General features: G+C 68.6%; 24 protein-coding genes. 10 read left to right on the top strand and 14 right to left on the bottom strand.

Annotation, left to right across the window (positions count from 1 at the left end; translation table 11 throughout):
- Positions 1-20: 20 nt before the first annotated feature.
- Positions 21-515 (bottom strand): luciferase domain-containing protein, encoded by a 495-nt coding sequence (locus NMI01S_RS31750; RefSeq protein ID WP_063002430.1) that lies wholly within the window; start codon positions 513-515, stop codon positions 21-23.
- Between the two features lie 93 nt (positions 516-608).
- Here NMI01S_RS31750 and NMI01S_RS31755 point away from each other — a divergent pair, with 93 nt between their 5' ends.
- On the top strand, positions 609-980 hold the full coding sequence (locus NMI01S_RS31755; RefSeq protein ID WP_062967103.1) for a winged helix-turn-helix transcriptional regulator: 372 nt from the start codon (positions 609-611) through the stop codon (positions 978-980).
- On the opposite strand, the gene NMI01S_RS31760 is transcribed toward NMI01S_RS31755, so the two are convergent.
- The 7 genes from NMI01S_RS31760 to NMI01S_RS31790 are packed head-to-tail and all read right to left on the bottom strand — an operon-like array spanning position 959 to position 7,687.
- The gene (locus NMI01S_RS31760; RefSeq protein ID WP_063002431.1) at positions 959-1,720 is read right to left on the bottom strand and encodes an alpha/beta fold hydrolase; all 762 of its coding nucleotides are present in this window, start codon (positions 1,718-1,720) and stop codon (positions 959-961) included. The two genes, NMI01S_RS31755 and NMI01S_RS31760, sit on opposite strands and share 22 nt — an antisense overlap.
- 24 nt (positions 1,721-1,744) lie before the next feature.
- A complete protein-coding gene (locus tag NMI01S_RS31765; RefSeq protein ID WP_084513429.1) occupies positions 1,745-3,028 on the bottom strand; it encodes an FAD-dependent oxidoreductase in 1,284 nt (427 codons plus the stop codon).
- Positions 3,025-3,957, bottom strand: a complete 933-nt coding sequence (locus NMI01S_RS31770; protein ID WP_063002432.1) for an MBL fold metallo-hydrolase — start codon at positions 3,955-3,957, stop codon at positions 3,025-3,027. The genes NMI01S_RS31765 and NMI01S_RS31770 overlap by 4 nt, the downstream gene beginning before the upstream one ends.
- Entirely contained in the window at positions 3,954-4,904 is a 951-nt protein-coding gene (locus NMI01S_RS31775; protein ID WP_063002433.1) for an aromatase/cyclase, read from the bottom strand. Before NMI01S_RS31775 ends, NMI01S_RS31770 begins: the two co-directional genes overlap by 4 nt.
- The gene (locus NMI01S_RS31780; protein WP_030515841.1) at positions 4,901-5,158 is read right to left on the bottom strand and encodes an acyl carrier protein; all 258 of its coding nucleotides are present in this window, start codon (positions 5,156-5,158) and stop codon (positions 4,901-4,903) included. The genes NMI01S_RS31775 and NMI01S_RS31780 overlap by 4 nt, the downstream gene beginning before the upstream one ends.
- 49 nt (positions 5,159-5,207) lie before the next feature.
- A complete protein-coding gene (locus tag NMI01S_RS31785) occupies positions 5,208-6,422 on the bottom strand; it encodes a ketosynthase chain-length factor (protein ID WP_063002434.1) in 1,215 nt (404 codons plus the stop codon).
- The gene (locus NMI01S_RS31790; RefSeq protein WP_063002435.1) at positions 6,419-7,687 is read right to left on the bottom strand and encodes a beta-ketoacyl-[acyl-carrier-protein] synthase family protein; all 1,269 of its coding nucleotides are present in this window, start codon (positions 7,685-7,687) and stop codon (positions 6,419-6,421) included. The genes NMI01S_RS31785 and NMI01S_RS31790 overlap by 4 nt, the downstream gene beginning before the upstream one ends.
- A 212-nt stretch (positions 7,688-7,899) precedes the next feature.
- On the opposite strand from NMI01S_RS31790, the gene accD reads away from it, so the two are divergent.
- Positions 7,900-9,570 (top strand): acetyl-CoA carboxylase, carboxyltransferase subunit beta, encoded by a 1,671-nt coding sequence (gene accD, locus NMI01S_RS31795; protein WP_063002514.1) that lies wholly within the window; start codon positions 7,900-7,902, stop codon positions 9,568-9,570.
- Positions 9,571-9,580: 10 nt separating this feature from the next.
- Positions 9,581-10,939 (top strand): acetyl-CoA carboxylase biotin carboxylase subunit, encoded by a 1,359-nt coding sequence (locus tag NMI01S_RS31800; RefSeq protein WP_063002436.1) that lies wholly within the window; start codon positions 9,581-9,583, stop codon positions 10,937-10,939.
- A 10-nt stretch (positions 10,940-10,949) separates the two neighbouring features.
- Here NMI01S_RS31800 and NMI01S_RS31805 read toward each other — a convergent pair whose 3' ends face one another.
- The gene (locus NMI01S_RS31805; RefSeq protein ID WP_084513431.1) at positions 10,950-11,813 is read right to left on the bottom strand and encodes an AfsR/SARP family transcriptional regulator; all 864 of its coding nucleotides are present in this window, start codon (positions 11,811-11,813) and stop codon (positions 10,950-10,952) included.
- Positions 11,814-12,787: 974 nt separating this feature from the next.
- Here NMI01S_RS31805 and NMI01S_RS31815 point away from each other — a divergent pair.
- Positions 12,788-13,585: a DUF2382 domain-containing protein gene (locus tag NMI01S_RS31815; protein WP_063002439.1), complete on the top strand. Its 798-nt coding sequence runs from the start codon at positions 12,788-12,790 to the stop codon at positions 13,583-13,585.
- Between the two features lie 38 nt (positions 13,586-13,623).
- Here NMI01S_RS31815 and NMI01S_RS31820 read toward each other — a convergent pair whose 3' ends face one another.
- The gene (locus NMI01S_RS31820) at positions 13,624-14,649 is read right to left on the bottom strand and encodes a LacI family DNA-binding transcriptional regulator (protein ID WP_245717117.1); all 1,026 of its coding nucleotides are present in this window, start codon (positions 14,647-14,649) and stop codon (positions 13,624-13,626) included.
- Between the two features lie 155 nt (positions 14,650-14,804).
- Between NMI01S_RS31820 and NMI01S_RS31825 the strand changes: the two genes are divergently transcribed.
- Genes NMI01S_RS31825 through NMI01S_RS31840 form a run of 4 tightly spaced genes read left to right on the top strand, consistent with a single transcriptional unit; the run spans position 14,805 to position 18,827 of the window.
- Complete coding sequence (locus NMI01S_RS31825; RefSeq protein ID WP_063002516.1) at positions 14,805-16,136, top strand: aryl-sulfate sulfotransferase; 1,332 nt, start codon at positions 14,805-14,807, stop codon at positions 16,134-16,136.
- Between the two features lie 53 nt (positions 16,137-16,189).
- Positions 16,190-17,041 carry an ABC transporter permease gene (locus NMI01S_RS31830; RefSeq protein WP_063002440.1) on the top strand — a complete coding sequence of 284 codons (852 nt, stop codon included), beginning with the start codon at positions 16,190-16,192 and terminating at the stop codon, positions 17,039-17,041.
- A gap of 1 nt (position 17,042) precedes the next feature.
- Positions 17,043-17,801, top strand: coding sequence for an ABC transporter ATP-binding protein (locus NMI01S_RS31835; RefSeq protein ID WP_063002441.1), 759 nt, complete (start codon positions 17,043-17,045; stop codon positions 17,799-17,801).
- 60 nt (positions 17,802-17,861) lie between these two features.
- Positions 17,862-18,827, top strand: a complete 966-nt coding sequence (locus tag NMI01S_RS31840) for an ABC transporter substrate-binding protein (RefSeq protein WP_063002442.1) — start codon at positions 17,862-17,864, stop codon at positions 18,825-18,827.
- A gap of 14 nt (positions 18,828-18,841) precedes the next feature.
- On the opposite strand, the gene NMI01S_RS31845 is transcribed toward NMI01S_RS31840, so the two are convergent.
- Entirely contained in the window at positions 18,842-19,537 is a 696-nt protein-coding gene (locus tag NMI01S_RS31845) for a class I SAM-dependent methyltransferase (RefSeq protein ID WP_063002443.1), read from the bottom strand.
- A gap of 154 nt (positions 19,538-19,691) precedes the next feature.
- Between NMI01S_RS31845 and hpnE the strand changes: the two genes are divergently transcribed.
- A complete protein-coding gene (gene hpnE / locus NMI01S_RS31850; protein ID WP_063002444.1) occupies positions 19,692-21,116 on the top strand; it encodes a hydroxysqualene dehydroxylase HpnE in 1,425 nt (474 codons plus the stop codon).
- A gap of 91 nt (positions 21,117-21,207) precedes the next feature.
- Here the strand turns inward: hpnE and NMI01S_RS31855 are convergent, their stop codons facing one another.
- From NMI01S_RS31855 to NMI01S_RS31865, 3 genes are all read right to left on the bottom strand, one after another.
- A complete protein-coding gene (locus NMI01S_RS31855) occupies positions 21,208-21,771 on the bottom strand; it encodes a dihydrofolate reductase family protein (RefSeq protein WP_063002445.1) in 564 nt (187 codons plus the stop codon).
- Between the two features lie 66 nt (positions 21,772-21,837).
- A complete protein-coding gene (locus NMI01S_RS31860) occupies positions 21,838-22,605 on the bottom strand; it encodes a trans-aconitate 2-methyltransferase (RefSeq protein ID WP_063002446.1) in 768 nt (255 codons plus the stop codon).
- Positions 22,606-22,651: 46 nt separating this feature from the next.
- Positions 22,652-23,296: a TetR/AcrR family transcriptional regulator gene (locus NMI01S_RS31865; protein WP_063002447.1), complete on the bottom strand. Its 645-nt coding sequence runs from the start codon at positions 23,294-23,296 to the stop codon at positions 22,652-22,654.
- A gap of 84 nt (positions 23,297-23,380) precedes the next feature.
- On the opposite strand from NMI01S_RS31865, the gene NMI01S_RS36460 reads away from it, so the two are divergent.
- Positions 23,381-23,428, top strand: coding sequence for a hypothetical protein (locus NMI01S_RS36460; RefSeq protein WP_369689943.1), 48 nt, complete (start codon positions 23,381-23,383; stop codon positions 23,426-23,428).
- Positions 23,429-23,450: the final 22 nt, after the last annotated feature.

Below are 23,450 nucleotides of genomic sequence, written 5' to 3' on the forward strand. Positions count from 1 at the left end.
GATGCGTGCCGACGCTCGAATCATGCTCGAGCGTTCCCGCGGGCGTAGTCGTAGGCGGCGCGCACCAGCTGCCAGACCTGTTCCAGTTCGTCGGCGTCGCGGGGGCCGTAGACCATCAGCAGCGTCGCCGGCAGGACGCCGGCGCGGGCCATCGGATGCTGTTCGGCCCAGCCGGCCGAAACAGCTTCGGCGGCAGCGGATTCCGGAAGGCGCAGATGCAGGCTGCCGTCGGCGTGCCCGTGCAGATGCGCGAATTCGGTGCCGGCCAGGAAGGCGTCCTCGGGTCCGTGCGCGAACTCGGGGCGCAGATGCAGGGCGCGGGTGTCGGGCAGCGAGACCGCGCTGCGGGCGGCCACCACGCCGTCGAGTGCGGCCATGCGCGTCCACAGCGCTTCCTGGAGCCGGACGTCCGGATTCTGGGTGAGCTGCTGATGCGGATTGTGTGGCCGGGTGCGCGGGCGTTCGCCCCGCCGCCGGGGCAGGCGCAGATCTCCGTGGGGTGCGGTCGCAGTCATCACTGTGCTCCTCTCGCGCCGGTGAAGGCTTCTGGTCACACAGTAGTTTCCAAAGTATAGTAGTTACCAAATGGAAAGTGCCCAGGAGTGATCATGACGCCCGTCACGCCGCCCCCCGTCGCGGATCCGTGCCCGATCTCACCGGTGGTCGACCTGTTCTTCGGCCGCTGGTCCACCCAGGTGCTGTGGGTGCTGATCCACGACGGCCGGATGCGTTTCAACGAAGTGCAGCAACGTATTCCGGGCGTCACACCCAAGGTGCTGACCCAGCGGCTGCGTCAGCTCGAACGCGACGGTCTGGTGCAGCGCACCTACCACCCCGAGGTCCCCCCTCGCGTCGAGTACGCGGCCACCGCGCTGGCCGGCACCCTGACTCCGTTGTTCGACGGTCTCGCGCGGTGGTCGAACGAGCACCTGGCGCAGGTACTGGCGGCCCGGGCCGCCTACGACGCGGGCGAACGCTGAGCCGCTGACTCCAGGAGCAGCTCGGCGAATTCACGCGGCATGGTGATCATGCAGTCGTGCCCGGTCGGCAGGACCTTGAGCCGTTCGGCAGGCAGGTCCGCGGGAGGAAGAGTCCGCGGCATCGCCGCGCGCATCGCCTTGAACGCCTCGCCGCCCTCGCTGCAGTGGATGTGGGTGACGGGAACGAGCGCCAGTTCGTCCGGATTGCGCAGAATCAGCGGCTGGTGAAAAGTCTTCAGCGACTGGGCCGTCAGCATCGAGGCCACCCAGCTCAGGTCGGGTTCCTCGGTGACGCCGTTGATGCCGCTGTCGCCCATCGGCTCGGTGGGCGGGGGCACCCGCCAGCCGTCCCCGACGGCCGCGGCCGCGGTGGTGAACGCCTCGACCATCTCCGGCATGATGTCGGCGACGGCTTCGCCGTCTCGTGGCACGAAGGTATCCACGTAGATCAGCTCGGCGACGCGGTCCGGGAACCGGTCCGCGAGCGCGGTGACGACGATTCCGGCGTAGCTGTGGCCCACCAGGATCAGCTCCCGCAGATCCTCGGCGACGATCAGCTCGGCGAGATCGTCGACGTGGGTGTCGAGTCCCACGTCGGGGGTGAGTTCGCCGGCGCGTTCGCCCATGCCGGCGAGGGAGGGCGCGAAGACACGGTGGCCGGCCGCGGTGAGCAGCGGGGTCACCCGCTGCCAGGCCCAGCCGCCGTGAAACGCGCCGTGAACGAGGAGATAGGTCGACACGATCGGTCCTCTCGGGTACGGAAATCAGGTACTGGAAACGATGAGATGGCCGCCGTGTGCCGGCGGGACGTGCTCGGGCCGGATCCCGAGACCGATGACCCGTGCCACCACGTGCGAGAGTCCGGGGAAGCGGCGCAGCAGCCGGGCCAGCAACGGCTTGTCGGTGTTGGGTCGCCCCGCATTCGGATACAGGTCGGCGAGCAGTCGCAACTGCGCGAATTGCACTATCCGCATGGGGAATTCGCGGCGGCGCTGCACCGCGCGCAACTGCGCCGGGCTCGGCACGCCGCCGGCGGCCAGGGTCGGCGCCAGCAGCCGCGCGGCGGCGACCGCGTCCTGGACGGCCAGGTTGATACCCACGCCGCCCGCCGGCGACATCGCGTGCGCGGCATCGCCGATCGCCAGCAGGCCCGGCCGGTACCAGTGCCGCAGCCGGTCCACCCGCACGTCGAGCGGTTTCACATCGTCCCAATCGCGGATCGCGGTCTCGAGCCCCGGCGCCAGTGCCGGATAGATCGCCGCGAGCTGCGCCCGGAACTCGGGCAGGCCGGCGGCGCGGATCGTCTCGAAACCACCCTTGGGGATCATGTAGGCGACCTGCAGGTAGTCGCCGCGATCGATGCAGACGATGAAGAAACCTTTGCCGCTGCGCACGGTCGGCAGGCTCTCGCCGTCGGGTTTGCCCACCCGGAACCACAACACGTCCATCGGCGCCCGGCTCGCCGCCACCGTGAGCGCACCGCTGCTGCGCACCAGGGAATTCCGTCCGTCGGCGGCGATCACGAGACGGGCCCGCACCTCCACCGGACCGTCCGGGGTGCCAGCGCGCACGCCGCCGACGACGCCGCCGGACCCGAGCAGTTCGGTGACCTCCGCTCGCTGCAGCAGACGGAAGCCCGGATACCGGCGACCGGTTTCGGCGAGGAAGTTCAGCACGTCCCACTGCGGCATGAACGCCACGAACGGGAACCGGCCGGGCAGCCGGCCGAAGTCGGCGAACACGACCGGCCCCAGCGCGGTCGCCATCGGCAGCCGCGGCGCCCGCACATGCGGCAGCCGGAGAAATTCCTCGGCGAGCCCGAGTTCGTCCATCACCGTCAGCGTCGACGGGTGGACCGTGTCGCCGCGGAAGTCGCGCAGGAAGTCCGGATGTTTCTCCAGCACGAGAACTTTCGCCCCGGACCGGGCCAGCAGTACACCGGCGACCAGCCCTGCCGGTCCGCCGCCGACCACACACACATCGACGGTCTCGGCTGCGCCCGTTTCTCGCTCGCTGCGCTCGGCTGTGCCCGTTTCTCGCTCGCTCATGCCAGGCACGTCGGTACCCGGCCGTCGTTGTATCCGACCATCTCGTCGAAGATGGTGAGCACATCCAGCGGGGCGCCCGGTGCCGCGCCGTCCGCTTCGGCATAGGCGCGATGGAGATTGCCGACCACCCGCTCGGAATCCACCAGATCCGCGAACTCGCCGGGATCGGCCTCGAGCGCGATGCCGAGCGGCGTCAGGCCCAACGCCCGGCCGTCGAGCGCCAACCTGCCGATCCACTCCAGATAGCGGGTGGTGTGATCGAAGATCTCCGGGCCGGTGACTGGACCGTGGCCCGCTACAACGGTTTCCGCGCCCAGCTCGGACAGTGTCCGGATCGCGGCGAGGGTTCCCGCGACCGAACCGAACAAGCAGAACGGCGCCGCGCCCGACATCACCAGATCGCCGGCGAACAGCACCTTCTCCGCGGGCAGCCACGCCACCACGTCGTTGGTGGTGTGTGCTGCCGGACCCAGATGGATCAGCTCCACGCGCCGCTCGCCGACGTGGAGGGTCAGCCGGTCCGAGAAGGTGACGGTGGGCGGCGTGACTCGCACGTCGCCCCACCGGACCTGCGGCCACAGCTGTGTCAGCGCCAGCCCGGTCTCGATCATCTCGGCGCGGATCCGATCGTGTCCGACGAGTACCGCGGCCGGCCCGAACAGATGGTTGCCGAAATTGTGGTCGCCGTGGTGATGGGTATTGACCACGGTGCGCGCCGGCCCACCCGCGACCCGATCGACGTGCTCGATCAGGCCGCGGGTGCGGTCTTCGGTGGCGAGCGTATCGATCACCAGCGCACCGTCGGGCCCGGCGACGACGCCGGCGTTGCTGACGCACCAGCCGCCGTGGCCGTGGGTGTAGGCGAAGACCCCGTCGGCGACTTCCCGCACCACCGGCTCGGCCAGTCGCGGACTTCCGGTCGCGGTCATGACGGTGATTTCGCGGTTTCGGCGCGGCGGGCCGCGATGTACTGCGCCGCGCACAGCAAAGTGTTGCGGCTGTTGGTGCCCAGGGCCTCACCGAGATAGGCGCGGGCCTCGGCGAGTCCGGTGCCGGGGCCGAGGATTTCGCGCGCCGCGGCGGGGTTGATCGCCACCGTGTGCCGGGCGATGACCACCACCCCGGCGGGATCGTCGGCGAATTCCCATGCGCCACTGTGCCCGAACAGCATCGCGGGCGGCAGCTGCTGTTTGTAGTCGATGCGTTCGGCCGGGACACAGACCCGGATCGACCGGGTGGTGTGCGGGATACCGCCCTCGGTGACGGTGTCCATCTCCATCAGCTGCACCCCGTCCGCATCCTCGGTGAGATCCACCCGGCCGACGTGCGGAACGTGGTCGGGCCAGCGGTCGCTGTGGTAGATGAAGTCGTAGAGTTCGGCTGCCGTCGCATCCAGCGTCACGTTGTCCTCGAACGTGACGATGATGTCGTCGACCGGATGTCCCAGCTCGGCGATCCGTGCCAGCGCCGCCAGCTCGGTGACGCTGTTGCGGTCGACCGCGCCGGTGACCACTTCCGGATCCACACCGTCGGCCACGGTGAAGTGGTGATCGAGTGTGACAGTCGTTGTGCGCGGACCGGTTTCGTCGAAACTCCACTGTCCGCCCATGGAGGCGATCGGCGCCCGGCTGCGTTCCTGCTCGAAGGTGATGCGCCGGCCGGCCGGGTCCAGGGTCCGGCGCGAGGTCCAGTCGGTGACCTGACCGTTCACCGTCGCCCACAGCCGGAACCGCTCCTCGTCGGCGCCGCGGTGCAGATGCCGCACCAGCACGGACGGTTCGAAGATCACCGGCCAGCGGCCGACGTCGGCGACCAGCCCGTAGACCTCGTCCGCGGGCGCCTCGACGACCCGGGTGTGCGTCGTGCGGATCGTCATGCCACACCCGCCAGCTGCTGGTTGACGATGTCGATCAGCTCCTGCGGGGTCTTGACGTCGATGAGCTGTTCCTCGGGGACCGTCACCCCGAACTCGCGCTGGATGCGCGAGGCGGTTTCGATCAGGGCCAGCGAGTCGTAGCCGAGTTCCTCGAACTCGACCTCGGCGATGTCACCGGCGAGTTCGGGGGCGTCCTCGTCGCCGCCGGCGCAGGCCACGAGAATTCGGCGCAGGGTGTCGATGGTGATGGTCATGATGTGCTCCTGAGTGCGTTCGGAGGGATACTGCGATTGCTGTGCGGGGTCAGCGCGGGTGCGCGCGGACGACCACCGCGGAGTTGAAACCCCATCGGCCGCGCGCGAGCACCAGCCCGGCGCCGAGGTCGGCCGAGCGTGGTTCGCCGCGGACCAGGTCGATCCGGCATCCTTCGGCGAGTTCGGTGGTGGCCACGGTCGGCGGGATCACCGCGTCGCGCATGGCCAGCAGGCAGGTGACGATGTCGAGCGGGCCCGCACCGGAGAACAGCCGCCCGGTGAGCGGTTTGGTGGCGGTCACCGGGACCCCGCCGGGACCGAAGACGGCGTCGAGGGCGGCCGCCTCGGCACGGTCGGCCTCGGGCACGCCCGCGGCGTCGGCGAACACGACGTCGATGTCGTCGCTGCGCAGCCCGGCATCGGCGAGTGCCAGTTCGATGGCCCGTCGCAGTCCCGGCGGGCGCGGCGAACCCGGCGGCGGATCGAAAGTCTGCGCGTATCCGGCGATTTCGCCGTAACAGTCGGGTACGCCCCGGGCCTGTGCCGCCGCCGCGTCCTCGAGCACCAGCATGGCCCCGCCCTCGCCGGGCACGTTACCCGCCGCGTGCGCGTCGAACGGCAGATACGCGCGGGCGGGATCGGTTGCGGTACTGACGGTTCCGGCCGCGATATGGGAGACCCAGCCCCACGGGTCCAGCGCCGAATCGACGCCACCGGTGACCACCAGCGGAGTGCCGCGCCGCACGGTGCGCCGGGCGTGCCCGACCGCGTCGAGGCCACCGGCCTGATCGGCGACCAGGGCGCTGCTCGGTCCGCGCATGCCGTGGCGGATCGAGATCTGGCCGGTGTTCACCGCGTAGAACCACGCGAACGATTCGTACACGCTGACGTGCTCGGAGCCGCGCGACCACAGTTTGTTGAATTCGCGGTGGGTGAATTCGAAACCGCCGGAAGCGTTTCCGGTGACCACGCCCATGCCGTAGTCGGTGAGCGCGGTGGTGTCGACCTTCGCGTCGTCGAGGGCCCACTGCGCGGCCACCAGTGCCATCCGGGTGGAGACGTCGGTCTGCGGCAGCAGCCGGCTCGGCAGATGCTCACCGGCGTCGAATTCGGCCACCTGGCCGGCCAGCGTCGCGCCGAACCCGGTGGTGTCGAATCGGGTCAGCGGTGCGATCGCCCCGCGCCCCGCCAGCACCGCATCCCAGAAGCGCTCCAGGCCCAGCCCGTTGGGCGCCACCACGCCCATTCCCGTCACGACGCTCATGCCGACACCCCCTGCGGCCGGCGCAACACCATGGCGCTCTGGAAACCGCCGAATCCGCTGCCGACGCTCAGTACGGTGTCGATGCGGTGGTCGCGAGCGGTGAGCGGGACGTAGTCGAGATCGCATTCCGGATCCGGCTCGTGCAGATTCGCCGTCGGCGGCACCACCTGGTGCTGCAGGGCGAGCAGACAGGCCGCGATCTCCACCGAACCGATGGCGCCCAGTGAATGACCCACCATCGATTTGATCGAGCTCATGGGCGTGCGGTAGGCGTGCTCGCCGAGACTGCGCTTCACCGCGGCGGTTTCGTGGCGGTCGTTCTGACGGGTACCCGACCCGTGCGCGTTGACGTAGTCGACGGCGGTGGGATCGACCCGCGATTCGTCGAGGGCAACCCGGATAGCCTCGGCCATCTCGCGTCCGTCGGCCTTGAGGCCGGTCATGTGGTAGGCGTTGCAGCGGGTCGCGTAGCCGGTGATCTCGGCGTAGATGTGCGCGCCACGGCGGCGTGCGCTCTCGTACTCCTCGAGCACGAACATCGCCGCGCCTTCGGCGAGGACGAAACCGTTGCGCGAGTTGTCGAACGGCCGCGAGGCGTGCTCGGCGTCGTCGTTGCGCGGCGTGGTCGCCTTGATCGCGTCGAAGCAGGCCACCACGATCGGCGTGATCGGGGTGTCGGCGGCGCCGGCCAGCACCACGTCGGCGGAGCCCTCGCGGATCAACTGCACCGCGTGCCCGACCGAGTCCAGTCCCGATGTGCACCCGTTGGACACCATGGCCACCGGCCCCTCGGCGCCCACACTCCATGCCACCTCGGCCGGCATCACACTCGGCACCATGTAGTCGAACATGTAGGGCGAGAGGTGTTTCTCGTCGACCACCCAGTTGCGGCCGGAGTCCGACAGCACCAGATATTCCTGTTCCAGGCTCGTCGCCGCGGCCACGGCACTGCCGAGACTGACGCCGATACGCTGCGGATCGAGCGTGTCGACGCCGAGTCCGCTGTCGGCCACCGCTTCGCGGGCACACACCACCGCGAACTGGGCGGCACGGTCCATGCGGCGAATCTCCCTGGGCGACAACCCTTCCCGTACCGCGTCGAAATCGGCCTCGCCCGCCACCTGGGACCGGTAGGGGGAGGCGTCGAAGAAGCTGATCCGGCGGGTGGCGGTGCGCCCGTCCGACAGCAACTTCCAGAATTCGTCCTTGCCGTTGCCGCCGGGCGCACGCACCCCGAGCCCGGTCACGACGACGCGACGGTTCATAACGAACCTCCGAATGCATTGGCGTACACAGCTGTTGTCCCTTCTCGCCGAAGAGTCCCGAAAGTCCCCGAGATCACGATCAGGGTGAAGCGGGCCGCTCTAGCCCCGCTCGAGCACCGCGATCGAGCTGTCCTCGAGGACACGGCGCGAACCTGAGCACACCGGACGCTGCGGTCCGGCTGACCGTGGCCGATCGAGCACAGGAGAAACCCGTGAAGACGCCGCCAAGCTCCCCCACCGCGGACTGGGTACTGTGCCCGGGCTGCCGGATTCCGCTGTATCGCAAGCGTTTCGACCGCGACCTGGGCGTCTGCGGCGAATGTGGCCGGCACACCACCCTGTCCGCCGAGCAGCGATTGCGCCAGCTGGCCGACGAGGGCCGGTTCGAGCCGCTGTCGACCGCCGGGACCGAGGACGACCCGCTGAACTTCCACGATGTCGTGCCGTATGCCGACCGGCTCGCCGGTGCGCGGGCGCGCACCGGACTACACGACGCGGTCGTGTGCGCGACCGCTCGCATCGAGGGCGCCGCGGTCGTCATCGTCGCCATGGACTTCCGCTTCCTCGGCGGCAGCCTGGGCACCACGGTCGGCGAGATGATCACCGTGGCTGCGGAATACGCTCTGGCCGAGCGAATTCCGCTGCTTCTGGTCACCGCGTCCGGCGGCGCCCGCATGCAGGAGGGGCCGCTGTCGCTGATGCAGATGGCCAAGACCAGTGCGGCGCTCGAGCAGCTCGACCGCGCGGGCATCCTGACCGTCAGCCTGATCACCGATCCGACCTACGGTGGTGTCGCCGCGTCGTTCGCGACGCTGACCGACGTGCTGATCGCCGAACCCGGCGCCCGGCTCGGCTTCGCCGGGCGCCGGGTCATCGAGCAGACGATCCGCCAGGAACTGCCTCCGCGGTTCCAGACCGCGGAATTCCTGCTCGAACACGGCCTCATCGATATGATCGTGCCCCGCTCTGGCCTGCGCGCGACGCTGGGTTCGCTGCTGCGCATCGCCGGGCCGGTCGACCCCACCGGCGAGCCGGGTGCGGCGGCCGAGATCGTCACCGATCCGCATTCGCTGCCGGAGACCGAGGCGTGGGAGCAGGTCCGCCGGGCGCGAGAGATCAGCCGGCCCACCGCCTTGGACTATGTGGCTCTCGCGTTCGACGGATTCCTCGAACTGCGCGGCGACCGCATCGGCGCCGACTGTCCCGCCGTCGTCGGCGGTCCGGCCTGGCTCGGCGACCAGCCGGTGATGGTGATCGGCCAGCAGAAGGGGCACGATCCCAAGGAGCTCATGGCCCGCAACTTCGGCATGCCCACCCCGCCGGGATATCGCAAGGCCGCGCGGCTCATGCGCCTGGCCGAAAAGCTCGGGCTGCCCGTCGTCACGCTCATCGACACGCCTGGTGCCTATCCGGGAGCGACCGCCGAGGAGCAGGGGCAGGCCGTGGCCATCGCCGAGAACATCCGCCTGATGTCGGCCTTGCGCGTTCCGGTGATCAGTGTGGTGATCGGCGAGGGCGGCAGCGGCGGAGCGCTGGCGCTCGCGGTCGCCAACCGCGTGTTGATGCTGGCGGACTCGGTCTACTCGGTGATCAGTCCCGAAGGATGTGCGGCCATCGTGTGGAACGATCCGAGCGCCTCGGCCGAAGCCGCTGCGGCACTGCACATCACCGCTCGCCAGCTGCTGCGGCTGGGCATCGTCGACGGTGTCCTGCCCGGCCACGACGGCGCCGCGGCGCCGCGCGTGGCGGCCGAGCGGCTGCACCGCGCCCTCGCCGAGACGCTGCGGGCCTTGATCGGGCGCAGCGGCGAGGAGTTGGCGGCCGAGCGGCGAGCCCGGTTCCGTCGCTTCGGGGTCCCGGTGGCTGCCCGCACGGCGGCGTGAGGGAGACGCGATGTTCGACAAGATTCTGATCGCCAACCGGGGTGAGATCGCGCTGCGGGTGGCCCGCACCTGCCGCGAGCTGGGTGTGCCCACGGTAGCGGTCTATTCGGCGGCCGACCACGATTCGGCGGTCGTGGAGTTCGCCGACGAGGCCGTGCGGATCGGTCCGGCCGCGGCCAAACGCAGCTATCTCGATGCGGCCGCCATCTTGACGGCCGCGGAGATCACCGGCGCCGACGCCATCCACCCCGGCTACGGATTCCTTTCGGAGTCACCGGATTTCGCCGACGCCTGCCGGGCCGCCGGGGTCACGCTGATCGGACCGCCCGCGGATGTCATGGCCGAGCTGGGTGACAAGCAGTCCGCCCGCACGCTGATGGCCAAAGCCGGACTGCCGCTGCTTCCGGGCAGTCTCGACGCGCTCGACTTCGACGAGGCGCAGGCTCTCGCGGACCGGATCGGGTACCCGGTGATCATCAAGGCCGCCGCCGGCGGCGGCGGGCGCGGGATGGCGGTGGTGCACGACAGCGCCGATTTCGCCCGGGCCTACCGGGATACCCGGGCCACGGCCCGCATGCTCTTCGGCGACAGCCGGGTCTATGTCGAGAGGTATCTCGACCGCGCCCGGCATGTGGAGGTGCAGGTGCTGTGCGACACCTTCGGCGCGGGTGTCCATCTCGGAGAACGGGATTGCTCGGTGCAGCGCAGGCACCAGAAGCTGGTGGAGGAGTCACCGGCACCGCGGCTACCGGACGGGCTGGCCGCGCGGATCGGCCGATCAGCGGTCGACGGAGTGCTCGCCGCCGGATACACCGGAGCCGGCACCGTCGAGTTCCTGCTCGACTCGGACGGCAACTACTACTTCATGGAAGTGAATTGCCGAATTCAGGTCGAGCATCCGGTCACCGAAATGGTCACCGGTATCGATCTGGTCGCCGAGCAGATCAGGATCGCCGCCGGCGAACCGTTGGCATGGACGCAGGATCGCATTCAGCCGAAGGGTGCCGCGATCGAATGCCGGATCAATGCCGAGAATCCGGCGGCCGGATTCGCGCCGACGCCCGGCAAGATTTCCGAATTCACCGCGCCCGGTGGTCCGTTCACGCGAGTCGACACGCATATCCGCGCGGGTTATTCGGTGCCGCCGAACTATGATTCGTTACTCGCGAAGGTTATCGTGTGGGCGCCCGATCGCGAGGCCGCGATCGCGCGTATGAACCGGGCGCTGGCCGAATTCCGGGTCGGGAGCGAAAGATTGTGCACCACCCGCGAATTCCTGCTGGACGTCCTCGATCAACCGAAATTCCGGGCCGGTACCCATACGACCGCTCTGGTGGAGGAAATGTTCGAGGGTACCGCCCCGGAATGAGAGTGCCGGATCAGGCGGGCGTGGCCGAGCGTTCCGCGCCCGCCTGCCAGCCGATCAGATACCCGGCGTGCCGGCGTTCGAGCATCAGGGTCACCGATTCGTCGGAGGCGTTGAGGATGTCGCTGTGTAATCGCCGCAATTTGACGCAGGGATCCAGGCCGAGCTCCCGCTGCAGGGAACGGGCGAATTCATGGTAGGACTCGAGGGCGCGATGGCGACGGCCGGAACGGCACAGCGCGTACATGTAGTACGCCTGCAGTCGTTCGTGCAGGGGCTGTTCCGCGGTCAGTCGCGCCAGGTCGGGGCAGACCTCCCGATGGCGGCCCAGCCGCAGCTGGGCTTCGATGCGCAGCTCGAGGTCGGTCAGTCGCACCTGTTCCAGATGCGACAACTCGGCCGACAAGGGCAGGCCGCACTCGACGTCCAGCAGTGCCGGACCGGTCCACAGCGCTTCGGCCGCGGTGAACAGATCCACCGCGCGCAGATCGTCACCGGCGTTCAACGCGCAGCGAGCGGCATCGGTCATCGTGCGGTAGTCACGCACATCCAGTACACAATCCTGGGCGTCGAACATATAACCCTTGCTCCAGGTGCGGAGATATCTGTCCGCGATTTCTCCCTGATCGACCTCCAGATAGTGCGCCATCTTCTTTCGGATGCCCAGGACATAGGTCTGCACGACCGTTATCGCGCTGCGAGGCGGATCGTCGTTCCACAGCTCTTCGATGAGTGTCGTGACCGGAACCACCGTCGAATGCCGAATCAACAACAATGCCAGCAATTGCCGTTGTTTCTGGGCGGTCGGTGTCGCATTGCGATTGTCGAGGGCGAGGGTCAAAGGGCCCAGAACGCGGGCATACACAGGATTCGACACGTAGCGTCCCCTTGTAGCATGAATTGCTGTGCGGTGAGCGTGAAATCATACGTCGCTGTAGACCGTTTCAGAGTACCGAGGGCATTGTGGCGAGACCGTAAACCTACTGTGATCATACAGTTAACGCCGTACGGCCGTCTTGTTCTCGCATATGTTTTCGCAGGTGAGGAATAATCTGGACGCTCGACTGGGTGGCGGCGCGGCGCATCGTCGGAACCGGTTGGCGCCGAGTGGAATCCGCTTCGGGCCGCACCGGCTCGCCGGTTCCGGTCGGGTTCCGGGGAGAGGTTCGGCGGCGGCCACGGCGGCATCGGCCGGATAGTCGGTGGTGCGGTCGAAGTAGTCGCCGGACCAGCGGACGGCAAGTTGCTGGAGTGCTGCCACGTTCTCCGGTTGCGGTGTGCCGCAGAACAATTCGCCCAGCGTATCGGTCGAGGCGCCTTCGGCGTCGGTGCGGCGGCACCGGGCGGAAACCGCTGGCGGCCAAGGGGTTCGCGGCGTAACCGCGATAGATGTGGGGTGCGGGAATGCCTTGTCGCGAACTCGCCGAGGAGCCCGACTCCTGCTCGGGAGTCGCACGGGGGAGCGATATCGTCACCCTCCGGCCCGCCGGTAGCTGGGCGATCACCGACGTGGGGACATGTGGCACGGTCCTTCCGGCGGCTACCCGCCTGCGCCCGGCGCTCGCCCCCGGACGCCGACCCTGTGATCGGCGGCTGGTCGACCGGATCCGACGGTGCCACAAGCCGGATTCGGTCGCGAGGGCCGTATGTGGCCAGGACGTCACCGGTCCGCGCACCGCCCCGTGAGCTCGATCGAATCGCATTTCGTGCCCGTCCCCAGTGTTTCGCTGGATGATTGCCGGGTACCTGCCGACATGTAGCCGAAAATGCTGGGCTGCCAGGGGGCGACAGCCGGCCACGCCGGTGCACTCCCCGTTGAATCCCTCCCATCCGACCGAGAGGAGAGCAACCATGACCGGACAGCTCGACACTCTGATGGACAGCACCGTGTACGACTCGCACGACGACAAGATCGGCAAGGTCAAGAACATCTACGTCAACAACGAAACCGGTTCGCCGACCTGGGCATCGGTGTCGACGGGGCTGTTCCGCCACGATTCGCTGGTCCCGCTGGTCGGGGCGCAGCACAATCCGCAGTCCGACGCGCTGCGGGTGAATGTGGACAAGGAAATGGTCAAATCCGCGCCCGCCGTCGAACAGGACGGGCACATCAGCCGGGAGGGCGAGGAAGAGCTGTTCCGCCACTATCACCTCGACCCGAACCACTCCGGCTGGGACGCCTACGGCCGAGCGGTGCGCGACGGGCAGGGGACCGCGCGCCCCGATAACGGGCGTCGCGCGACCGATCCCACCGGCGACCAGGGCCTGGTCCGTTCCGAGGAACGCTTGAACGTCGACACCCAGCGCGAGGCGGTCGGTACCGCGCGCCTGCGCAAATACGTCGTCACCGAGGATCAGACCGTGACGGTGCCCACCAGCCACGAAGAGGTCCGGGTGGAACGCGAACCGGTCACCGACGCCGGCGCGTACGGCCAGACCTCTCTCGGCGACGAGGAGCAGGAGGTCACCCTGCACCGTGACCGGGTGACCGTGGACAAGGAGACGGTGCCGGTCGAGCGGGTGCGCCTGGCCGTCGACGACGTCGAGGAACAGCAGACCGTCGGCGACACCGTGCGCAAGGAGCGCATCGAAACCGAGGGCACCGATCCGGGACGCTACGAGGATCGGCGTTACTCGGACGAACGCTGACCACGATGGTGTGAGCCGGGCCCGAATCGGGCCCGGCCCTATCGGGTTGAACAGCCGCAGGTTTCGCCGAGCGCCAGGTGGGTCACGATCGGTTTCGGCGGGCACGGTTGGGTCCCGTCCGAATCCAGGACTCGCGACAGAGCCAGGCGTGCGATGACGTCGATCGGCTGCCGCACGGCGGTGAGTGTGACCGCCGCGTAGGCGTCGGCGGTATCGGTGTCGTAGCCCACCACGGAGATGTCTCGGGGGACGGCCAGCCCCGCGTCGGCCAGCGCGCGCAGGGTCGCGGCGGCCTGGGCGTAGGTGCCGACGACGAGGCCGTCGGGGGCAGGATTGCCGGCCAGGTACCGACCGACGGCGTGATAGGCGCCGGCGGGGGTGAGATCGGTGGCGATTCGCCGGGCCCGATCGGCGCCGACGACGGACCGATATCCCTCGAAGCGTTGCGCGACCGTCTCGCGGTCGCCGTGTGCCACTTCGTCGGCGGTGAAGCCGCCGACGAACACGAGGTCGCGTCGGCGATGGGTGTCGGTCAGATGCCGGGTCGCCAGCGCCCCCGCCAGAACGTGATCGGCGCCGACGACATCGGGCTCGACCTGGCCGCGGTTGTTGTGTACCCACACGATCGGAATGCGCGCCTGGCGGCACAGGTCGGCGGTGGCACGGCCGTTGGCGCCGCCCACCACGATGAGCCCCTCGATACCGGAATCGGTGAAGGCGGAGGCGAATTCGATCTCCCGCTCCGGATCGTAGCCGGTGTTGCCGATCAGGGTCAGATGGTCGCGCCGCCGCGCCTCGGCCTCGATGTGCCCGACCAGAGTGGCGAACAGCGGCATCCGCACATCCGGCACGAGCAGACCGAGATGCCGCCACCGTCGTGGCCGGCGCAATGCCCGCGCGGCCCGGTCCGGCCGATAGTTGAGCGCGTCCAACGCGGCGACCACCCGGGCGCGCGTCGACTCGGCGACCGGGCGCGGACCGTCGTTGAGCACGTAACTGACCACGGCCGTGGAGGTCCCGGCCCGCCGGGCCACATCGGCGAGAGTCGCGCGTTTGACAGTCACATTCGCTCCATTCTCAGCGGTTCGCCCTCGCTCGGCCAGACTTGAAATCATCCGGATCATTACAGTCTGCGGACGGCTGATCTGCGGCGCAAATCGATTAGATTCGTAACATCGGCGACACGCTCGCTCAACCTGTGACTGATGGAGTGAACTGCATGGCCTTCGTACGACTCACCGGCGTCACCTATTACGACCCGGAACCTGCGCACGACAGTTACATCCTCTTCACAGGGGCCGACGGTGTCACCCGGCTGATCGATCTCCACGGCGACGTGCATCGGGAATGGCCGTTCGCCGGGGTGCCGCCGCGCATCCTCGACCCCGCGCTGAACGACGGCCGGATCGGCGATGTCGGAGTGCAGCTCGAGCCCGGCGACGATCCGCGCGGCGGCATCTACGCCAATCGCACTGTGGGACAACTGAGCTGGTCGGGGGAGCGGGTGTGGGAATGGGGACGGGAGGCGCCCGGCGGCGCCGCCCGGCAGAACCACGATTGGGAGTTGCTGCCGAACGGCAACCGGCTGCTGCTGGTCACCATCCCCCGGGTGGTGCCCGGTCTGGGCCCTCACCCGGTCGGCGATCAAGGACTCTACGAGGTCGACCCGGCCGGGACGATCGTGTGGGAATGGCGTGCCGGTGACCATCTGCACGAACTGGGCTTCTCCGAGGCCGGCTGGGATGCGCTGCGCGCCACGGTGCTTCGCGATCCGGACGATCCGTGGGGCTACCTGGAGATCAACAGCGCGAAATCGCTGGGCTCCAATCACTGGCACCGCGCGGACCCGCACACGGTCTTCCATCCGGACAACATCCTCATCAGCTGCCGCAAGGCCAATGTCGTCGCCCTGATCGACAAGACCACGAAAGCCGTTGTGTGGCGGCTGGGCCCGTATTTCGACGCCGAGGCCGGGGCGCAACATCAGCGGATCAACGCGCACAAGGTGCCGCGGCCGCTGGATCAGATCTCCGGGCAGCACAATCCGCACCTGATCGCCGACGGCCTGCCGGGCGCCGGGAACATCCTGATCTTCGACAACCAGGGCGGGGCCGGCTATCCGCCGGCACCGCTGGGCATCTACGCGGGATCCCGTGTGCTGGAGGTGGATCCGTCGACGCGCCAGATCGTCTGGCAGTACACCGCCGAGGATTCCGGCCTGCCGTCGTGGACCTTTTTCAGTTCGTTCGTCAGCAACGCGCAGCGGCTGCCCAACGGCAACACCCTGATCACCGAGGGAATGCAGGGGCGCATTTTCCAGGTGACGCCGCAGGGCCAGGTGGTCTGGGAGTACGTCTCGCCCTACGAGGGGCTCGGCGTCGCGGGCGAACCGGAGGTCCCCGAGCCCCGCGTGGCCGGCGTGGACCGCCTCAGCGCGACGCCGATGGTGTATCGGGCGCAGGCGGTTCCGTTCGACTGGGTGCCGATCGGCGCCCCGCGATCCACCCCGGTCGCCGTCGACCTGCGCGGCACTGTTTCTCCGGGCGCCTAGCCCCGTTCTCATCGGCCGGGCCGCCGGTCATCCACTCGAGGAAGTTTCGACCCATGACATCGAGTCTGCGAACCACACCGGACATCGCCGGGCCACCCGCCCCGGCATCGCCGCGCCGCGACCGCATCCGTGTCACACGGTGGCCGCGGCACTGGCGTACCGTCGGCGGCACTCTGGCCGGGCTGGTGCTGGCCGCACTCGTGTGGTCGCTGGTGGCCGCATCGGGAAGCTTTCCGCGCCAGTTGTTTCCGACCGTGCCGCAGATCGCACGCGCCGGGCAGGCGCTGTGGAGCGATGGTCTGCTGCTCCCCGATATCGCCGCGAGTCTGCAGCGCGCGCTGCTCGGTCTCGTGGCCGGCGTGGTCGCGGGCGTGCTCGCCGCGATCGCCACCTCGACCACCCGGGTGGGCCGTGCGGTGCTGCAGCCCGTGCTGCGGCTGCTCTCACCGATCCCGACGATCGGCCTGGTTCCGCTGGCCATCCTGTGGTTCGGGCTCGGCGAGAACAGCAAGGTGCTGGTCATCGCGTTGGGCGTGTTCGTCCCGGTATGGATCAACAGCCACTCCGGATTCGCCGGCACGCCGGAGCACTATCTGCAGGCCGCGCGCTGTCTCGGTGCGAGCCGATGGCACACGCTCACTCGGATCGTGCTGCCGGAGGCGACGCCCGACGTGGTCGGCGGGATCCGGGTCGGCGCCGCCATGGCGTTCGTGCTGATCGTCGTCGCCGAAATGACCGGAACCACAGCGGGAATCGGCTATCGGATCTATCAGGCGCAGCTGTTCTCCCAGGCCGACCGGCTGATCTTCTGCCTGATCGTGCTCGGCGTGCTCGGCGCTGCCTGTGATCTCGCGATCGCGGCGCTCACCGCACCCGTGGTGCGCTGGGCCAAGGAGGTGAACTGAGATGGCCATCGCCACACACGATCTGGTGGTGCGCTTTCCGAATGCGGAGCAGCCCACGCTGCGCGGTATCGATCTGACGGTGCCCGACGGCTCGTTCACCGTCCTCGTCGGCGCCTCCGGCAGCGGCAAATCCACTCTGCTGCATTGTCTCGCGGGCCTGCTGCCCCCCACGTCCGGCACCGTCACCGACGCGGGGGAGCGTGTGACCGGTCCCGATCCGCGCCGGGGTGTGGCGTTCCAGCGGGATGTGTTGTTCCCCTGGATGAGCGTCGCGGCGAATATCGAATTCGCCTTGCGCGCACACCGAGTCGCGGCACGGGAGCGGCGGGACCACATCGCGGAACTGCTCGACCTCGTCGGCCTGCCCGGTGATGTCGGCGGACTGCGGCCGAGTCAATTGTCGGGCGGTATGCGCCAGCGCGTGGGCATCGCCCGCATGCTCGCCGGTGAGCCCGACATCATGCTGATGGACGAACCGTTCGCCGCCCTCGACGCACTCACCCGGCTCAACATGCAGGACCTGCTGATCGATGTGTGGACCCGGCTGCAACGCACCGTCGTCTTCGTCACCCATGACGTGGACGAGGCCATCCGGCTGGCCGACACCATCGGTGTGCTGCGCGACGGGCAGATCATCGACCTGATCACGAATCCGCTGGCCCGCCCGCGACCCGCCGATACGCTCGCCGACCAGACCGGGTACAGCGGTCTGCGCCGCACCCTGCACCACGAACTCGGAATCGTGCGCACGGTTCCCTGACGCGTTGTCGAACTCCCTGTACCGCAACGACTTCCACCCTCCGCAGATGAAGAGAAGCCCGTGAAATCACTGATGTCCCGCGTCCTTATCGCCATCCTCGCGTTCGTCGCGCTGATCGTCCCGCTGGCCGCATGCACCGACGCCGACGACTCGGACCCGCACACCCTCACCGTCGGTTTCGTCGTCGATCCCTCCTGGGCGCAGGTACCGGTGGCGCAGCAGGGCGGATATTTCGACCGGCACGGGGTGAAGGTGAAGGTCGTCAACTTCTCCACCGGGGTCGAGGCGCTGCAGGCGCTCGCCGCCGGCCAACTCGATATCGCCACCGCCGCGGATGTCCCGGCCGCGGCGGCGCTGACCCGTTCGCCCGCACTGCGCATCGTCGGCGACGGATCGCGATGGGAGGGTTCGCGCATCGTCGCGCGGCGCAGTGCGGGAATCGCCTCGCTGTCGGATCTCGGCGGCCGATCCGTGGGGACGCCGCTGGGTACGAGTGCGGCGTACTTCGCGTCGAACGCCTTGTCGCACAGCAATATCGGCGCCAAACTGGTGCAGGTGGCGCCGCAGGCGATGGTGACCGCGGCCGGACAGCGCAATGTGGACGCGGTCGCGATCTTCCAGCCGTACCAGGCCCAGGTGATCGACGCGCTCGGCGGAGACGCGGTCGAACTCGCCGGCGGCACCTACAGTCAGCACAGCTTGTACCTGGCCACCGACAACGCCGTCACCCGCAAGCCCGAGGCGCTGACCGCCTTCTTCGCGGCCCTCGGCGAGGCGGGAACCCAGCTGACCTCCGGCGCCGAGCCGGCGATCGCGGCGGTTGCCGCATCGACTCAGCTGCCGGCGGACCTCATCGGAAAGATCCTGCCCGAATTCGACTTCCGTCTCCAGTTGCGGCCCGAGCTCGCCGACACCCTGACGACCCTGGCCGACTGGGCGAAATCCCAGGGTTCCCTCGACAAAGCGACCCAGCTGCCGGACTACCGGGCCCTCGCCGAACCGAAGTTCGTGCCGCAGGGCGGGTAGCCCGGTGATGCCGGTCAGGCCAGAGCCAGGTGGGCTTGCAGCAACCAGGCGGGCACCGAGGTGCGGCCGCCGGGCTCGTCGCGCACGTTCTCGAAGTGGACCGGTGATCGTTCGTCGCGGGGGAGATCGTTGCCGTGGATGCGAGCCGGACGGATATCGTCGATCACCCAGTACTTCGAAACGAATTCGCGCAGTTCGTCTTCGGTCACCGGATTGGGCCCGAATCCCTCGGGGGAGGACGGTAACGCCTTGCGGTCGAAGACGAGCACGAAGTAGGACGCGCCCGGTGCCGCCGCCCGGACGATCGAACGCTGATACCCGTCTCGCTGGTCGACCGGGATCGAGTGGAAGAGCGTGCTGTCCACGATGGTGCCGAAACGGCCGTCGTACCCGGTGAACGAGGTGATGTCGGCGACTTCGTAGGTAGCGGTGGTCAGTCCGCGCCGCTCGGCCTCGGCGCGGGCCAGTTCGATGGCGGTCGGGGCGGAGTCCAGCCCGACCGTCGTGAAGCCGCGCTCGGCCAGATACAGCGAGATCGCGGCCTCGCCGCAGCCGACGTCGAGGACGTCGCCGCGGAATTTCCCCTGTTCGGCAAGCGCTTTCAGCTCCGGCTGCGGCTCGCCGATACTCCAGGGCGGTTTGGCGCCGGAGAACGGGCCGGCATCGCCCTGGTACGCATCCTCGAACGTGAAATCGCCCGGTGTGGTCATGATGTCCTCCGGATCGGTCGGGGCTATCAGACATGGATGGAGCTCATTCGATGCTACGGCCGCGCCTCGGGCCGGGGTGCGGGCGGTAGGGGTTTGTCCGGGGGCGTGCCTCGATAACCCGGCATGGGGTACCGGTTCCCCGTAGCATGAGCGGATGAGTGAAATTGATACTCAGTCTCTCGTCAACCCGGATTCGGGTCCGCGGCACGTCGCGGTGGTGGGCGGGGGCCTGGCGGGGCTCTCCGCCGCGGTGTGGCTGGCCGAGCGGGGGTTCGAGATCACCCTCGTGGAGAAGCGGGGCCGGCTCGGCGGGCGGACCTTCTCCTTCGACGTCGCCGGGGTCGACGAGTTGGTCGACAACGGTCAGCATCTGTTCGCCGGTTGCTACGACGCCCTGCTGCGCTACGTCGGCACCATCGGCACCGACAGCCAATTACGCTGGGATGCGCCACCTTTCGCGATCCGCACCGGACCGGGCCGGTTGCTCACCACACGAGGGCCGCGCTGGGTGCCGGCCCTGGTTCGCAATACCGCCGGCCTGGCGTGGATGGCCTGGCCGCCGATCCCGCCGCGCGATCGTCTTGCGGCGCTGCGCAGTTGGCTGCGAATCGGTGCCGCCGCGTGGAATCCGTCGCCGGAGTTGGACCGGATGACCGTCGACCGGTGGTTTCGGGAGCTCGACGTTCCGCATTCACTGCGGCGGCTGAGCCTGGACCAGCTGGTGATCGGCCTGCTCAACGAAAAGCCCGACCGGGTCTCGGCTTTCACCTTCGCGCAGGCGTTGCATTTCATCGGCCGACGGGCGCTCGCGGGAAATATCCGCGCGGGCGACGCGGTGTGGCCGCGGGTCAGCCTGCACGAACTGTTCGTCGCCCCCGCCGAGCGGTATCTGCGGGAGCGCGGCGCGCGGATCGTGACCGGGACGCAACTGGTCGACGTGGAACTCGACTCCGGCCCGAATGGGGATCGGCTGACCGGACTGCGGCTCGCCGACGGGCAGCGAATCGACTGTGACGCGGCGATTCTCACGCTGCCACCGTGGTCGCTGACCACCCTGCTGGACCGCAGCGCGCTCGGCGGCAACGAATTCTTCGCTCCCGCGCGCAAGATCGAGCCCGCGCCGATCTCGAGCGTCTACGTCTGGTTGGACAGTCCGCTGCGGATGGTACGGCTGGCCGAGAATCTTCGCGACACCACCATCGAGTGGGTGTTCGACACCAGCGGGATGCACGACGGCGACCACCGCGACGGCTACTGCTATTCGCTGGCGGTCAGCGCGTCCTGGGAAGTGGTGCACCTGCCCGGGGAGGCGTTCGTCGCCGCCGCCCTGGAATCGCTGCGCACCCACTATCCCGAGGCGCGCAGCGCGACGGTGTTGCGCACCAAGGTGATTCATCAACCGCAGGCCACCTTCTCGGCGCATCCGGGCTTCGAATCCCTGCGCCTGGACCAGACCACTCCGGTGCGGGGTCTGTTCCTCGCCGGTGACTGGACGCGCACCGAACTGCCCTCCACCATGGAATCCGCCGCCGAGAGCGGCCGGCGCGCAGTCGACGCGGTACGCCGCTACCTGACTTAGTGGTGTCCGGCGCGGCAAGTAGCGGGACCAGGTTCTGTGTCGACCATGGCTGGGGACGCATCGCGGTCCCGGCCGACCGGTCTCGCTGGATTCAGCGTCGGACGCGATAACGAATATGCGTAGCCGCAGGCGTATTGATCACCTCGACGACGTCGAGTTCGATCTCCGACGGCAACATGTCGAACAAGCGACGTCCACGACCGAGCAACACCGGAATCAGATGGATCTGGAGTTCGTCCAGTACCCCCGCTGTCAACGCCTCGCGCACAGTGTAAGCGCCGCCGCGTATCTGCACATGCCGTTCCCCAGCAGCAGCTTTCGCCTGTGCCATCGCGCTTTCGATGCCGTCTCGGACATAGGTCACCAGCGGATAGCCCCAGCGAGCGGCCGGTGCGGGCGGGCGATGGCTGGGTACGAAGATCGGTTGGCCGTTGTGATCGCCACCCCAGTGGTCCATCAGCTCCGCGGTCCGCCGGCCCGACAACACCGCACCCGCGGCGTTCCACTCCTCCTGGAACTGGACGAGCGGCCCGGCCGCGTCGGTCTCCTCGGCCCACTGGTGCAATCGCTCACCGTCCTCACCGCCGAGGAAGTCGTCGGAATCCGCGATATACCCGTCGAGCGACATCGACATATCCAGCACTGACACAGACATAATTGACTCTTTCGCAGGTTTCGAGAGGAGCTTCCTACCCCGTCAGACGATGGCGGGCCGTGGAATTCATCGCGGTTTATGTGCCACGGCGAAGACCCGCCGGAACGGCAACCAGGTCGTTCCGTCCGCGCGTTGTGGGTAGGCCGCGCGCAGGAGCGGGGCGAGCTGCGCGGTGAAGTCCGCCCATGCCTCGTCGTCGAGTGCGCTTCGGACCGGCCGCAGCGCGGTCCCGGTCACCCACTCGAGGACCGGATCGGTGCCGGTCAGCCGCTGCAGATAGGTGGTCTCCCAGGCGTCGACCGTGCATCCGGCGGCGGTGAGCACCGCCGCGTAGCCGCCCGGATCGAGGACGTCGCGCGGTTGCAGGATGCCGCTGGATTCCAGACGCGGCCGCCATTCCTCGCGCGCGGCGAGTTCGCGGATGGCGACGTGAGAGGGTGCGTCGAAGTTGCCCGGCACCTGCAATGCCAGCCAGGCTCCGGGCGGCAGGGCCGCGATCCACCGCGGCAGCAGCTCGGTATGCGTCGGCACCCACTGCAGCACCGCATTGGTCACCACGACGTCGGTATCGGGTGCGGGCTGCCACTCCTCGGCGGAGCGCACTTCGGCGTCGATGCCGGATTCCCGTGCCGCCGCGACCATTTCGGGCGAGGAATCGAACGCGTCGACCCGCGCTCGCGGCCACCGCTGAGCCAGCACGCCGGTGAGCTGCCCGGGACCGCACCCCAGGTCGACCACCCGGCGCGGGTTCTCGGCGTCGATGCGCGCGACCAGTTCGAAGAACGGTCGCGAGCGATGGTCGCCGAAACTGCGGTACTTCTCGGGATCCCACATGGGCTGCTCCCACTCGCCGGAGGTGCTAAACCGTACAAGCGTTATGTTAGTGTGTGGTGGCGCTTCCGGTGCGGCGGCGGTCCGGCAGCGAGTCGGAGATCAACTCCGCGGCGAGACTCCGGCCCGTGCGTAGCGGCTGCAGTCCGTGCTCGAATTTGGAGCCCGACAGCGCGCCGTCGTAGACGAGTTGAATGCGGTGGGCGAGTTCCTCCGGATCGGCGCTGCCGCATTCACGAAGCAGGCCCGTCAGCGTGTCGAGCATCCAGCTGCGGTGGGCGACAACCGGTTCCAGTACGCGATCGGGAAATTCGGTGGCCGCGTTGGCGTATTGGCAGCCTCGGAAACCCTTGGTGGGTGCCGACGCCAAGGCCAGATCGAAGAACGTCAGCACCTTGTCGGCCGGCTCCGTCACGGTCGCCACGGCCTCGTCCCAGCGGGTGCGGTCACGCCGATCGAGATTCTCCAGATAGGCCTGGACCAGAGCGTCTTTGGAGCCGTAACTCTGATACAGACTCGCCCGCGCCACCCCGGCCTCCGCGAGAACCCGGTCGATGCCGACTGCGCGGATTCCGTAGCGCGAGAACAGCGTTGTCGCGGTGTCCAGCAGCCGTTGTGCCGGTGCGGGCTTGTCCCCGCGGGGCGACCGCTGCCGCTCGGCGGGCTCCGTTGTTGTGGCCACGTCTTCCACCATAGTCACCTTCCTGAGTAGACAGAACGTTCTGTATCGGTTTAATCTGAATGCGTGACCCGCAGCAACCTCACCCGCCGACTGCACGTGGATCTCGTGCGTGTGGCGGGCGCTGCCTGTCGTCACCGGCGCTGAGACGCCTCTGCCCGCGGCGCCT

Origin of the sequence: Nocardia mikamii NBRC 108933, assembly GCF_001613505.1 — a bacterium.
Classification (GTDB): Bacteria; Actinomycetota; Actinomycetes; order Mycobacteriales; family Mycobacteriaceae; genus Nocardia; species Nocardia mikamii.

Bases quoted from the DNA above. Each gene is read 5' to 3' on its own strand.
- NMI01S_RS31800 (WP_063002436.1), top strand. From the start codon at position 9,581: ATGTTCGACAAGATTCTGATCGCCAACCGGGGTGAGATCGCGCTGCGG.
- NMI01S_RS31860 (WP_063002446.1), bottom strand. From the start codon at position 22,605: ATGTGGGATCCCGAGAAGTACCGCAGTTTCGGCGACCATCGCTCGCGA.
- NMI01S_RS31780 (WP_030515841.1), bottom strand. From the start codon at position 5,158: ATGACCATCACCATCGACACCCTGCGCCGAATTCTCGTGGCCTGCGCC.
- NMI01S_RS31825 (WP_063002516.1), top strand. From the start codon at position 14,805: ATGGCCTTCGTACGACTCACCGGCGTCACCTATTACGACCCGGAACCT.
- NMI01S_RS31750 (WP_063002430.1), bottom strand. From the start codon at position 515: ATGACTGCGACCGCACCCCACGGAGATCTGCGCCTGCCCCGGCGGCGG.
- NMI01S_RS31845 (WP_063002443.1), bottom strand. From the start codon at position 19,537: ATGACCACACCGGGCGATTTCACGTTCGAGGATGCGTACCAGGGCGAT.
- NMI01S_RS31855 (WP_063002445.1), bottom strand. From the start codon at position 21,771: ATGTCTGTGTCAGTGCTGGATATGTCGATGTCGCTCGACGGGTATATC.
- NMI01S_RS31765 (WP_084513429.1), bottom strand. From the start codon at position 3,028: ATGAGCGAGCGAGAAACGGGCACAGCCGAGCGCAGCGAGCGAGAAACG.
- NMI01S_RS31785 (WP_063002434.1), bottom strand. From the start codon at position 6,422: ATGAGCGTCGTGACGGGAATGGGCGTGGTGGCGCCCAACGGGCTGGGC.
- NMI01S_RS31835 (WP_063002441.1), top strand. From the start codon at position 17,043: ATGGCCATCGCCACACACGATCTGGTGGTGCGCTTTCCGAATGCGGAG.
- NMI01S_RS31815 (WP_063002439.1), top strand. From the start codon at position 12,788: ATGACCGGACAGCTCGACACTCTGATGGACAGCACCGTGTACGACTCG.
- NMI01S_RS31830 (WP_063002440.1), top strand. From the start codon at position 16,190: ATGACATCGAGTCTGCGAACCACACCGGACATCGCCGGGCCACCCGCC.
- NMI01S_RS31770 (WP_063002432.1), bottom strand. From the start codon at position 3,957: ATGACCGCGACCGGAAGTCCGCGACTGGCCGAGCCGGTGGTGCGGGAA.
- NMI01S_RS31755 (WP_062967103.1), top strand. From the start codon at position 609: ATGACGCCCGTCACGCCGCCCCCCGTCGCGGATCCGTGCCCGATCTCA.
- hpnE (WP_063002444.1), top strand. From the start codon at position 19,692: ATGAGTGAAATTGATACTCAGTCTCTCGTCAACCCGGATTCGGGTCCG.
- NMI01S_RS31775 (WP_063002433.1), bottom strand. From the start codon at position 4,904: ATGACGATCCGCACGACGCACACCCGGGTCGTCGAGGCGCCCGCGGAC.
- NMI01S_RS31790 (WP_063002435.1), bottom strand. From the start codon at position 7,687: ATGAACCGTCGCGTCGTCGTGACCGGGCTCGGGGTGCGTGCGCCCGGC.
- NMI01S_RS31865 (WP_063002447.1), bottom strand. From the start codon at position 23,296: ATGGTGGAAGACGTGGCCACAACAACGGAGCCCGCCGAGCGGCAGCGG.